We start from the raw sequence: 12,327 nt of genomic DNA on the forward strand, positions 1-12,327 counted from the left end.
GACAGGTCAGTGCGGGGGATCGTGATCACGTTGTGATCAGCGACCCGGGATTGTGCCCCCGGTCACAAGAGTGAAGGGACCTCCGCCGCGGAAACCTCCTTGGCGGCCCGCTCCACCGCGCTTGCCAGCAGGGCCAGGTCGGTCGGGCCGTTGCCGAGTTCGCGGACGGGGCGGCGGGTCGGGGGGTCGCCCATACGCTGCCAGTCGAGGGGGACCACGGTGGGGCGCTGGGTCGCCGTGCGGGGGATGCGGCCCGTGACGCGGCCCGTCTGGAACGCCGTGATGCGGCCGTCCGGGGTGGTCAGACGGCCACGGCCCGGCGCCGGTTCCTCGGGCCCGTCGGCCGGGGTGTCCAGGGCGATGCGCAGGGTGGCCTGCCTGGCCGGCTCCGTCTCCGCGGTACGGCCGCCGGTGCCGGCCGCCGCGACCAGGTGGACGCCGAGCCGCTCGCCCTCCTTCGCCACCGCCTCCAGCGCCCGCATCACGGAACCGGCGGCCGGGCGGCCCGGTGAACCGAGCGCGGGGGAGACCAGGGCGTCCAGGTCGTCGACCACGACCACGAGCCGGGGGAGCGGGGGCGGCGGCGCCTCCGTACGGCCACGGGCCGCGGCACCGGCCGACGGGCGCAGCCGGAGCGTCGAACTCGGCGGGGCCTCTATGTCCGCGGCGCCCGAGGCGGCGGGGCGGGCGCGCTGCGGGACGATACGGCCGGAGATCTCCCGCTGCGCGTGCCAGTCGGTGAAGTCGGCACGGCCCAGCAGCTCGGCCCGCCGCTTCAGCTCGGCGCTCAGGGACTGCGCCAGCTCCCGCATCCGCACCGGGTCGTTGGCGGTCAGGTGGGTCGTGACATGCGGTATGTCCGTACAGACCCGCAGGCCCTCGCCGTGCCCGGCGCCCGTCCCGACGCCGTCGCGGCCGTCGATGAGGACGACCCCGAGCCGGTCGGGGCGCTCGGCGGCGGCCAGCGAGGCGACCACCGCCCGCAGCAGTTCCGTACGGCCGCTGCCGGGCGGCCCCTCGATCAGCAGATGCGGTCCCTCGGTCACCAGGTCGGCGGTGAGCGGGCCGCGCGGCCCGGCGCCGAGCACCGCCCGGGCCCGGCCGCCCAGCGACTCGGTGTCGTCGGCCGCGTCCGCCCAACGGGCCATCAGCGAGGCCGGGGTGGCCCTCGCCAGCCCCAACTCGTCCAGCAGCCGGGCGGACTGGGGGAGCGGGGCGGCCATGCGCGGGTGCCGGTCGGCGCCGGGGCCGTCGGGGCGCAGCGGGGCCAGCGCCCTCGCGAACCGCTCGGCCCAGGCGGCGGAGACCGCGTCCACCGCGGCCAGGGTGCCGGGACCGACCGGGCCGGCCGCACCGGCCTGGCCGGTGCGGCCGCCGGCGGAGACCCGCAAGAGGTGCAGGGCCGTCGCCACGTCGCCGCTCAGCAGGGCCACCGCCCCGCACTCCCGGAACGTCGGCGACACCGCGCACGCCTCCTCGTAGGTCCGGTCGACCGGGGAGGTGGGCGAGGTGGGGGCCGTCTCCGCCAGGCAGACGACGTGCACTCCGGCACGCGGTCCGGCCACGGTCAGCCGTGCCACCGCCTCGCGCAGTGCGGAGCCACCGGGATCGCCGTCCACGACGACGACCGTGTACGGGCCCGGGAAACCGCCCCTGCCGTCGTCGGCACCCAGGTCGTGGCGGGCCCAGGAAGGGCCCGGGCCCTTGGCGGCTTCGGGGGACGCGGCGTCCGCCGAAGTACGGGCCGGGGCGGGGACCGGCGCGGGGGCGGGGCGGTCGGACGGGGTGGCCGGTCTGCGGGCGGCGGACAGCTCCTCCGTCCGCCGCAGCAGCTCCTCCACGCGGGCCGCCGCCTGCTCACGGTCGTAGGCCAGCAGCAGGCGGCAGTCCTGGCCGTGCCCCGGGCGGACGTGCGGGAGCCAGCCGAGCCAGGACCATTCGGCCGTGCGCTCCTCCAGGGGGCGGGCCCGGTCCGCGCTGATCAGGACGATCTCCAGCAGGTCGGGCGAGTGCAGTGCGGCGAGCTGGGCCACAACCGCGCGGGCAAGGCCGGCCAGGCGGGCGCGCGGACCGGCCAGGCCGAGGGCGCCGGCCTCGCGCAGATCGGCGGTGACCGGGACGGCGGGGAGCAGGCCCGAGCCGTCGGGCGTCGGGCGGTCCGCCGTGCCGAGCCGGACGGTGAGCGCCTCCGGATGGCCGGGGCCGCGCTCCCAGAGGCGGGGGCCGGGGCCGAGCGCGGTCAGCAGCAGGGCGGCGGGGTCGGGCCAGGTCTCCGGCCGGTCGGGCACACCGGCGGACGCGGCGATGCCGTCCTGCGGCGCCGTCTCGCCGTCGGCGGCCGACGGGGGCTCACCGCGGCCGCCGGCCAGCCGCCGCGCCCAGGCGCCGAGCCCGCCGCGCCTGCGGGCGCCGGGCAGGGCGGGGGCCTCGGTACCGCGGAGGGGGGTGCCCTTGCGCCTGCCGGCGGGGGACGGGGCGTCGGCGGGGTCGGGGGCGAGAGTGCTGCCGTCGGTGGGGTCGGGGGTCATGGGGCGGGGGGCGGTGCTTCCCGCGCCTGTGGAGCTTCGGCTGCTTCCGACGTCTCCGGCACTGCCGGAGGGGCCGGAGGGGCCGCTCGGGTGGTCGCCCAGCACCCCGGCTCGGCCGGCGTGTGTGTCGCCCGCGCCGTGCCTGACGGGGGAGCCGGGTGCGGTGCCGGGGCCCTGCGCCGCGTCGGGGCCGTACGCGGCGCCTGCTCCGTGGGGCGCACCGGCGCTGTACGCGGTTCCCGGTCCCTGGGGCGCACCGGCGCTGTACGCGGTTCCCCGTCCGTGGGGCGCACCGGCGCCGTAGGCGGCCCCGGATCCGTGCGCGGTGCCCGAGTCGGGCGCGGCGGCGGCAGCGCCGCGCGGGCCCGGCAGCGTGCCGCGGTTCCCGGTCGACGGGTGCCCGTGCCGGTCACCGTCGTAACCGCGGTCGGCCGACGGCGGCTCGGTCCGCTGCCCCGCGGACGACGGGAAACCGCCCGGCTGTCCGCCGGCTCCGGCCCCGCCGGCCCGCCCGGTCCACGGCGGCCCGTCGGCACGGCCGGCCGACGGCTGCCCGACCCGGCTCTCGATCCTCGGCGCGTCCCCCTGAGCCGGTACGACCGGCGGCTCCGCCGGACCGTGCTCCTGGCTGCCTGCCGCCCCGCCCGCGGCTCCCCAGCCCGCCGTGCCGTAGGCGTGGTGGGTACGCCCGGCCGGCGCGGCCGAACCGCTCCCGTCGGCGGCGGAACGGTCGCCGTAGGTCTCCGTGCCGCCCGTCAGCACCCGCACGCACCCGTCTCCGTCGGGTGCCGTGCCCACCCGGGCCCCCGGCCCCCCGGACGGCGTAAGCCGCAGGGCCGATTCGCCGATGCGCAGGAGCGAGCCCGGGGTGAGGCGGACCGGGCGGTCGGTGACGCGGGTGCCGTCCAGGGCGGTGCCGTTGGTGGAGTGCAGGTCGGCGACCGAGACCCGGCCGTCGGCGGTGACCGTGACCGCGCAGTGCAGCCGGGAGACGTCCGGGTCGTCGAGCGGAACGTCGGCGTCGGCGGAGCGGCCGATGGTGATCTGGCCGCCGTGCAGGAGGTGCACCCCGCCCGCGTCCGGGCCGGCGACCACGTGCAGCTGGGTCGGGGCGTCGTCCAGCTCGGGATGCGGCTCGGGGGCCGCGGGGGCGCCCAGGGACAGCACGGCGCCGTCGACCAGCGGGGGCTCGCCGAGGATGCGGCGGCGGGCGTCCAGCCGCTCCGTCCCGGCGTACAGCACGACCGGGGCGCCGCTCGGCTCCCTGCCGCCCAGGCTGCCGTCCCCGGTGACCGCCGAGGCCAGCCCCGACGCCACCGCGGCCAGGTCCGTGCCCGAAGGCGCCGTCACCAGCACGTCCCGGCTCGCGGCCCGGCCCCGCTGCGCGGCAGGGCCCAGCGGGTCTACGACGGTCAGCCGGATCTGCATCGCCGTCAGCGGTCCCTTCTGCGCGGGCGCGGAATTCCCCCCACCGCCACGAGCACGTCGGCCAGTTCTGCTGTCAAGCGCATCCTCGCACCTGCCACTGACAACGCGCCCACGCCCCGATGGTAAGTGATCTTGATTGGTCAGCTCTGCCCCCAAAAGTGCCTGACCAATACCGTGCGCGCGATCACTTGAGATCGGTCACGTCCGAGCCCGGCAACCAGCGGACCGAAGCAAGCGTCTTTCCATCGAACGCAGGCCGGAACGCCAACGTATGGGGATACGTCGGGACGCTTATCGGCCCCCTACCGGGGAGGGGAAAGCACAGCCGGACGACAGCCCGGTCCCAGGCACCACGGCACTAGAGTGGGTCGGACACACGGGTCGGAGACACTCCGAAAGCAGCCATTCAGCAAGCAGCCATTCAGAAGCAGCAGGGAGCGCATGACGTGCGGCCGGTAGGCAGCAAGTACCTCCTGGAGGAGCCGCTGGGACGCGGCGCCACCGGCACCGTCTGGCGTGCCCGCCAGCGGGAGACCGCGGGCGCCGAGGCGGCCGTGCCCGGGCAGCCCGGCGAGACCGTCGCGATCAAGGTCCTCAAGGAAGAGCTCGCGAGCGACCCCGACATCGTGATGCGCTTCCTCAGGGAGCGCTCCGTCCTGCTCCGGCTCACCCACCCGAACATCGTCCGGGTCCGCGACCTCGTCGTGGAGGGCGATCTCCTCGCCCTGGTCATGGACCTCGTCGACGGCCCCGACCTGCACCGCTACCTGCGCGAGAACGGCCCCCTCACGCCCGTCGCCGCCGCCCTGCTCACCGCCCAGGTCGCCGACGCGCTCGCCGCCAGCCACGCCGACGGCGTGGTGCACCGCGACCTGAAGCCCGCCAACGTGCTGCTCGCCCAGTACAACGGCCAGATGCACCCGATGCTGACCGACTTCGGCATCGCCCGCCTCGCCGACTCCCCGGGCCTCACCCGCACCCAGGAGTTCGTCGGCACGCCCGCGTACGTCGCCCCGGAGTCCGCCGAGGGCCGCCCGCAGACCTCCGCCGTGGACATCTACGGCGCCGGCATCCTGCTGTACGAGCTGGTCACCGGCCGCCCGCCGTTCTCCGGCGGCAGCGCCCTGGAAGTCCTCCACCAGCACCTCAGCGCCGAGCCCCGCCGCCCCTCCACCGTCCCCGACCCGCTGTGGACGGTCATAGAACGCTGCCTGCGCAAGAACCCCGACGAACGCCCCAGCGCCGAGAACCTCGCGCGCGGCCTGCGGGTCGTCGCCGAGGGCGTCGGCGTGCACGCGAACTCCGCGCAGATCGCGGCCGCCGAGGGCGTCGGCGCGCTGCTCGCCCCCGACCCGGCACCGGCCGCCGTACCGGGTTCGGCCGACCCGACCCAGGTGCTGCCGAACACCGGCACGCCGATGGGCGCGTACGACCCGAACGCCGCGACCAGCGTCCTGCCGCACACCGGCCGGCCGGGGCCGTTCGGCGCCGCCGACCCGACCGCCGTGCTCCCCAACACCGGCGCCGCCGACCCGACGGCCGTCATGCCGCCGATGCCGCAGGGCCAGCCCGGTCAGCCCGGCCAGCAGCAGCCCGAGCAGCCGCACCCCTGGCAGAGCCAGCTCCGTGCGGCCCGCGACCGCAACGAGCAGACCCAGGTCCAGTACCTCGACCCCGGTGAGGACCCCCTCCGGCGCCGCCCGCAGCGCCAGGTGGCCCGCCCGCAGCAGCAGCCGCCGCGCCAGCCCCCGCAGCAGCAGCCGGTACGCCGCCCGCAGCCGCGCGGACAGCAGGGCGGACAGGGCGGGTACGGCCAGCAGCAGCCCGCCGGGTACGGCGGCGGCCGGCCGCAGCAGTACGCCCCGCCGCCGCAGCAGCCCCAGCAGCGCTACGCGCCTCCGGCCGAGCCGCAGCAGCGGGCCCCGCGCGAGCCGCGGCAGCGCAGCGCCAACCCGATGAAGATCCCCGGGCTCGGCTGCCTCAAGGGCTGCCTCTTCCTGGTCGTCATCCTGTTCGTCGCGGGCTGGCTGATCTGGGACCTGACCCCGTTGCACACGTGGGTCGGGGAGGGCAGGGGCTACTGGAGCCAGCTGAAGGACTGGACGAAATCGGTCAGCAGCTTCATCGGCGGTCTGGGCAACGGCTCCGGCAACTGACCGCCGGGACCGACTGCGACTCTGTGGATTTGTCGACACCTGGCGGGTGATTTCCGCCTCTGTGGTGAAGGTTGGCTCGTCGGACGCGTACTTTTGTCGGCAACACGCGTCTGTAGGAGCAGTCTTGGCACGGAAGATCGGCAGCCGGTACACCGCCAACCAGATCCTGGGGCGGGGCAGCGCCGGCACGGTGTGGCTGGGCGAGGGGCCGGAAGGGCCCGTCGCCATCAAGCTGCTGCGCGAGGATCTCGCGTCCGACGAGGAGCTGGTGGGCCGCTTCGTGCAGGAGCGCACGGCACTGCTGGGCCTCGACCACCCGCACGTGGTGTCCGTCCGTGACCTCGTCGTCGACGGCAACGACCTCGCCCTCGTCATGGACCTGGTCCGCGGCACGGACCTGCGCACCCGCCTGGACCGGGAGCGGCGGCTCGCGCCCGAGGCGGCCGTCGCCATCGTCGCGGACGTCGCGGACGGCCTGGCGGCGGCGCACGCGGCGGGGGTCGTCCACCGGGACGTGAAGCCGGAGAACGTCCTCCTCGACATGCAGGGCCCGCTGGGCCCCGGCGGCGCCCACCCCGCCCTGCTGACCGACTTCGGCGTCGCGAAGCTCATCGACTCCCCGAAGCGGACCCGCGCCACGAAGATCATCGGCACGCCGGACTACCTGGCCCCGGAGATCGTCGAGGGACTGCCGCCCCGCGCGTCGGTGGACATCTACGCGCTCGCTACGGTCCTGTACGAGCTCCTCGCGGGCTTCACCCCGTTCGGCGGCGGCCATCCCGGTGCGGTGCTCCGCCGCCACGTCACGGAGACCGTCGTCCCGCTCCCCGGCATCCCCGAGGAGCTCTGGCAGCTGCTCGTGCAGTGCCTGGCGAAGGCGCCGGCGTCCCGGCTGCGGGCCTCCGAGCTGGCCGCGCGGCTGCGGGAGCAGCTGCCGACGCTGGCCGGGATGCCGCCGCTGGACGTCGACGAGCCGGACACGGAGGCGCCGGAGGAGGCCGAGGAGCCGTCGGCCGCCGCGGCACCGGACGCGGAGGAACAGCGGGTACGGCGCCGCGGGGCCGTCTCCCTGGTGCCGGGGGCGAAACCGGACTCCAACCGGGACACGCACACGTCGATGCGGGTACCGGGCCCCGACGAGCTGGCGGGCGGCGCCCGGGGCACGGCGCGGGCGCCCAGGGCGTCGGGGGCGCCGCGGCCGGGGTCGGCACGGCACCGGGTGGCGGCGCGGCGACGGAGGGTGACGTTCGCGGTGGCGGGGGTCGCGGTGGCGGCGGCGGTGGGTGTCGGGGCGTGGCTGGCGACGTCGGGCGACGACTCGGCTCCGCCGCAGGAGACGCACAGCTCGTCAGCGCCGTGACCTGCCGGTGGCTCCGCCGATTTTCTCCCACCCGCCCACCCGACTCGGTAGGCAAAAAAGGCGACCGCCACGGGGCTCTGCCCCGGACCCCGAGGAGGAGCGGCCGCCCGCTCGGCCCGGTAAGCCGTGGGCTCACCGTCGCGGGGCTCTGCCCCGGACCCCGAAGGGGGGAGCGGTCGCCCGTCCGGTTCGGTAGGGCGTGGGGCTGCCGTCGTGTGGGGCTCTGCCCCGGACCCCGGCAGGGGCTCGGAGGCGGTCCCGGCCTGAGTGGGTGGGGATGCCCGTCGGCCATCCTCGGTTGGCGGAGCCGTTACGCTGGAGGCGTGGCAGTCGTCGATGTATCCGAAGAGCTCAAGTCCCTCTCCTCGACCATGGAGTCGATCGAGGCCGTTCTGGACCTCGACAAGCTGAGGGCAGACATCGCCGTGCTCGAGGAGCAGGCGGCCGCGCCGTCCCTGTGGGACAACCCGGACGAGGCGCAGAAGATCACCAGCAAGCTGAGCCACCTCCAGGCCGAGGTCAGGAAGGCGGAGGCGCTGCGCGGCCGGATCGACGATCTCGCGGTGCTCTTCGAGATGGCCGACGAGGAGGACGACCCGGACACCCGCGCCGAGGCCGAGTCCGAGCTCGCCGCCGTCAAGAAGGCGCTGGACGAGATGGAGGTCCGCACCCTGCTCAGCGGGGAGTACGACTCCCGGGAAGCACTGGTGAACATCCGCGCCGAGGCCGGTGGCGTCGACGCCGCCGACTTCGCCGAGAAGCTGCAGCGCATGTACCTGCGCTGGGCCGAGCAGCACGGCTACAAGACCGAGCTCATCGAGACCTCGTACGCCGAAGAGGCCGGCATCAAGTCGACCACCTTCGCCGTGCAGGTGCCGTACGCCTACGGGACCCTCTCCGTGGAGCAGGGCACGCACCGCCTCGTGCGCATCTCGCCGTACGACAACCAGGGCCGCCGGCAGACCTCCTTCGCCGGTGTCGAGGTGCTCCCCGTGGTCGAGCAGTCCGACCACGTCGAGATCGACGAGAGCGAGCTCAGGATCGACGTGTACCGGTCCTCCGGTCCCGGCGGCCAGGGCGTCAACACCACCGACTCCGCCGTGCGCATCACGCACCTCCCGACCGGAATCGTGGTCTCCTGCCAGAACGAGCGGTCGCAGATCCAGAACAAGGCCACCGCGATGAACGTCCTCCAGGCCAAGCTCCTGGAGCGGCGCCGCCAGGAGGAGCAGGCCAAGATGGACGCCCTCAAGGGCGACGGCGGCAACTCCTGGGGCAACCAGATGCGGTCGTACGTGCTGCACCCGTACCAGATGGTCAAGGACCTGCGGACCGAGTACGAAGTCGGCAACCCCGAGGCCGTGTTCAACGGCGAGATCGACGGCTTCCTGGAGGCCGGAATTCGCTGGCGCAAGCAGCAGGAGAAGTAACTTTGTCGACTTGCCCACGGTGAGTCGACCGATCTGGAACTGCCGCCCACCGGGCGGCAGTTCTCGTATGTCTGGGGTTTACGTCACACTCACACGCTTCAACTCCCGGCATTGGGTGCGCAACTGGACATCGCGCACGCAACGGCCTTGACGTGCACTTGGAAAATCGGAAGGGTGAAGTGTGGCATGCGTATCTCTGGGGCGCATGTGAACCGGGGGCCTTGAATATTCGTAGCTGTCTCCGTCGAGCACCGGCCCCGAGCGCCGCCGCACTGACGATCAGCTACTGGGGGTAGCAACCATATGACGAAGAAGACGCGTCTCCGCGTCGCGCGGATAGCCGCCGGCGCAGTGATCGCAGCCGGCGCCTCTCTCACGGCCGCCGGTGCCGCTTCCGCCCTGGACATCGGCGTGAGCGTGACCGACAGCGGTGTCGGCGCGACCGTCGACACCGGCAACGACGACGGCGGCACGGGCGGCGCGCCCTGCGACATCGTCGTGGACCCGACCTGTGACGACGGGGGCACCAGCGGCTCCGGCGGCACCGACACGGGTGGTACCGACACCGGTGGCACGGACACCGGTGGCACGGACACCGGTGGTACCGACACGGGTGGTACCGACACGGGTGGTACCGACACGGGTGGCACCGACACCGGTGGCACGGACACGGGTGGCACCGACACTGGCGGTTCGACCACCGGTGGCTCCGACACTGGCGGTTCGACCACCGGTGGCAGCGACACCGGCGGTTCGACCACCGGCGGTTCGACCACGGGCGGTTCGACCACGGGCGGTTCGACCACGGGCGGTTCGACCACGGGCGGTTCGTCCACCGGCGGCTCGACCTCCGGCGGTTCGTCCACCGGCGGCTCGACCTCCGGCGGTTCGACCTCCGGCGGCTCGTCCACCGGCGGTACCGGCACCGACGGCAACTCCGGCACCTCCGCGCAGGAGGCCGGCACCTCCGCGCTCACCGACACCGGGTCCTCGAACACCGAGGCCCAGGGTGGCGGCAAGCAGCTCGCCGAGACCGGTGCCGGGCAGACGGCCTTCCTCCTCGTCGGCGCTGCCACGATGATCGCCGGCGGTATCGGCTTCCGCGTCCTGCCGCGCCTCGTGGGCGGCCGCGGCGGCGCTGCCGTCTGACGGTAGCCGTCCGCTCACGGAGCGTATGCGTATCGCAACGGACGAAGGGCCCTGAGCAGCGGCTCAGGGCCCTTCGGTCGCTCTTGGGTGAGCTTCGCGTGTGAGCTTCGTTACGCGGTCTGGTGCGCCGCCAGCAGCGCCACCGCGGCGATCAGCACCGCCAGCAGCCCGATGAGTGCCATCGGGTTCAGACCGCCGAGGAAACTCTCCTGCTGAAGACGCTCGCGATTGGCGCGGCACACGGGGCACCGGCCTTCGCTCACGGGCGCCGCGCAGTTCGCGCACACCAACCGGTCGTACGTCATGCGCTCGCCCTCCTAGCACCGGCCATTACCCACACAACGTTCCGCGGAACGAGAACGTTCCCCTCCCACTGTGCCAGGTTCCCCCGGAAAGAGCGCGGCCGTCCGCAGACCTCGCCCCGGCACTCCTGGGCGCTCCGGGAAGACTGCCCCGGAACAAAACCGCACAAGCCTCACCCAACCGTGACCGGCGCCTGCGCTTCCTCACCCGACTCGCGTATGGTCACGCTCATCTACCCCCGGCGACCCGTGGTGCATCCGTGATCCGATTCGACAATGTCTCCAAGGTCTACCCCAAGCAGACCCGCCCCGCACTCAGGGAAGTGTCCCTGGAAGTGGAGAAGGGCGAGTTCGTCTTCCTCGTGGGGTCCTCCGGCTCCGGAAAGTCCACCTTCCTGCGGCTGATCCTCCGCGAGGAGCGGTGCAGCCACGGCCAGGTGCACGTCCTCGGCAAGGACCTCGCCCGGCTGTCCAACTGGAAGGTGCCGCAGATGCGCCGCCAGCTCGGGACGGTCTTCCAGGACTTCCGCCTGCTGCCCAACAAGACGGTCGCCGAGAACGTGGCCTTCGCCCAGGAGGTCATCGGCAAGTCCAAGGGCGAGATCCGCAAGTCCGTGCCCCAGGTGCTCGACCTCGTCGGGCTCGGCGGCAAGGAGGACCGCAGGCCCGGCGAGCTGTCCGGCGGCGAGCAGCAGCGCGTGGCCATCGCGCGCGCCTTCGTGAACCGGCCCAAGCTGCTGATCGCGGACGAGCCCACGGGCAACCTCGACCCGCAGACCTCGGTCGGCATCATGAAGCTGCTGGACCGCATCAACCGGACCGGCACCACCGTGATCATGGCCACCCACGACCAGAACATCGTGGACCAGATGCGCAAGCGCGTCATCGAGCTGGAGAAGGGCCGCCTCGTCCGCGACCAGGCCCGCGGCGTCTACGGCTACCAGCACTGACCGCCATCGATCCCGCAGACGTCCACGGAAAGGCATAACCCGACGCCATGCGCGCCTCGTTCGTAATGTCGGAGATCGGAGTCGGTCTCCGCCGCAATCTGACGATGACCTTCGCCGTCGTCGTCTCGGTCGCCCTGTCCCTGGCGCTCTTCGGTGGCTCGCTCCTGATGAGCGACCAGGTCAACACCATGAAGGGCTACTGGTACGACAAGGTCAACGTCTCGATCTTCCTCTGCAACAAGAGCGACGCGGAGTCGGACCCCAACTGCGCCAAGGGCGCGGTGACCGAGGACCAGAAGAAGCAGATCCAGGCCGACCTCGGCAAGATGTCGGTGGTCGAGAAGGTCACCTACGAGTCCCAGGACGAGGCGTACAAGCACTACAAGGAGCAGTTCGGCGACTCGCCGCTCGCCGACTCCCTCACGCCGGACCAGATGCAGGAGTCGTACCGGATCAAGCTCAAGGACCCGGAGAAGTACCAGGTCGTCGCGACCGCCTTCGACGGCCGTGACGGGGTCCAGTCGGTCCAGGACCAGAAGGGCATCCTCGACAACCTCTTCGGCCTGCTCAACGGCATGAACTGGGCGGCCCGCATGGTCATGGCCCTGATGCTGGTGGTCGCCCTGATGCTGATCGTCAACACGGTGCGCGTCTCCGCGTTCAGCCGTAGGCGCGAGACCGGCATCATGCGCCTGGTCGGCGCCTCCGGCTTCTACATCCAGGCCCCGTTCATCGCGGAGGCCGCCGTCGCCGGCCTGATCGGCGGCACGGTCGCCTGTGGATTCCTGGTGATCGCCCGGTACTTCATCATCGACCACGGCCTGGACCTGTCCCACAAGCTGAACTTGATCAACTTCATCGGCTGGGACGCCGTGTTGACCAAGCTCCCCCTCATCCTCGCAACGAGCCTCCTGATGCCCGCGCTTGCCGCGTTCTTCGCGCTGCGCAAGTACCTCAAGGTGTGACGCACGCCAAGAGGGCCGTACGGGCAACAGCCCGTCCGGCCCTCTTGGCTTGTCCTAGA

Annotated in this window: 8 protein-coding genes; 6 read left to right on the forward strand and 2 right to left on the reverse strand. The window is 73.3% G+C overall.

Annotation, left to right across the window (positions count from 1 at the left end):
- Window positions 1–62 precede the first annotated feature (62 nt).
- Entirely contained in the window at window positions 63–3,956 is a 3,894-nt protein-coding gene (locus ACFY0K_RS10580) for an FHA domain-containing protein (RefSeq protein WP_390639512.1), read from the reverse strand.
- Between the two features lie 446 nt (window positions 3,957–4,402).
- On the opposite strand from ACFY0K_RS10580, the gene ACFY0K_RS10585 reads away from it, so the two are divergent.
- From ACFY0K_RS10585 to ACFY0K_RS10600, 4 genes are all read left to right on the forward strand, one after another.
- Complete coding sequence (locus ACFY0K_RS10585) at window positions 4,403–6,112, forward strand: serine/threonine-protein kinase (RefSeq protein ID WP_390639513.1); 1,710 nt, start codon at window positions 4,403–4,405, stop codon at window positions 6,110–6,112.
- A 124-nt stretch (window positions 6,113–6,236) separates the two neighbouring features.
- Window positions 6,237–7,472, forward strand: a complete 1,236-nt coding sequence (locus ACFY0K_RS10590; protein ID WP_351958258.1) for a serine/threonine-protein kinase — start codon at window positions 6,237–6,239, stop codon at window positions 7,470–7,472.
- A gap of 323 nt (window positions 7,473–7,795) precedes the next feature.
- Window positions 7,796–8,902, forward strand: a complete 1,107-nt coding sequence (gene prfB, locus ACFY0K_RS10595; protein ID WP_390639514.1) for a peptide chain release factor 2 — start codon at window positions 7,796–7,798, stop codon at window positions 8,900–8,902.
- 303 nt (window positions 8,903–9,205) lie between these two features.
- Window positions 9,206–10,051, forward strand: coding sequence for a hypothetical protein (locus tag ACFY0K_RS10600; RefSeq protein ID WP_390639515.1), 846 nt, complete (start codon window positions 9,206–9,208; stop codon window positions 10,049–10,051).
- Between the two features lie 110 nt (window positions 10,052–10,161).
- On the opposite strand, the gene ACFY0K_RS10605 is transcribed toward ACFY0K_RS10600, so the two are convergent.
- Window positions 10,162–10,356, reverse strand: coding sequence for a hypothetical protein (locus ACFY0K_RS10605; RefSeq protein WP_089106595.1), 195 nt, complete (start codon window positions 10,354–10,356; stop codon window positions 10,162–10,164).
- Window positions 10,357–10,613: 257 nt separating this feature from the next.
- Here ACFY0K_RS10605 and ftsE point away from each other — a divergent pair, with 257 nt between their 5' ends.
- Window positions 10,614–11,303, forward strand: a complete 690-nt coding sequence (ftsE, locus tag ACFY0K_RS10610; RefSeq protein WP_294011361.1) for a cell division ATP-binding protein FtsE — start codon at window positions 10,614–10,616, stop codon at window positions 11,301–11,303.
- A 47-nt stretch (window positions 11,304–11,350) separates the two neighbouring features.
- Window positions 11,351–12,268, forward strand: coding sequence for a permease-like cell division protein FtsX (ftsX, locus tag ACFY0K_RS10615; RefSeq protein ID WP_351486726.1), 918 nt, complete (start codon window positions 11,351–11,353; stop codon window positions 12,266–12,268).
- Window positions 12,269–12,327: the final 59 nt, after the last annotated feature.

The sequence above is a fragment of the Streptomyces sp. NPDC001507 genome (assembly GCF_042894765.1).
Taxonomy (GTDB): domain Bacteria; phylum Actinomycetota; class Actinomycetes; order Streptomycetales; family Streptomycetaceae; genus Streptomyces.

Coding starts and splice junctions, on each gene's coding strand:
- ACFY0K_RS10605 (WP_089106595.1), bottom strand. CDS start 10,356: ATGACGTACGACCGGTTGGTGTGCGCGAACTGCGCGGCGCCCGTGAGC.
- ACFY0K_RS10600 (WP_390639515.1), top strand. CDS start 9,206: ATGACGAAGAAGACGCGTCTCCGCGTCGCGCGGATAGCCGCCGGCGCA.
- ftsX (WP_351486726.1), top strand. CDS start 11,351: ATGCGCGCCTCGTTCGTAATGTCGGAGATCGGAGTCGGTCTCCGCCGC.
- ACFY0K_RS10580 (WP_390639512.1), bottom strand. CDS start 3,956: ATGCAGATCCGGCTGACCGTCGTAGACCCGCTGGGCCCTGCCGCGCAG.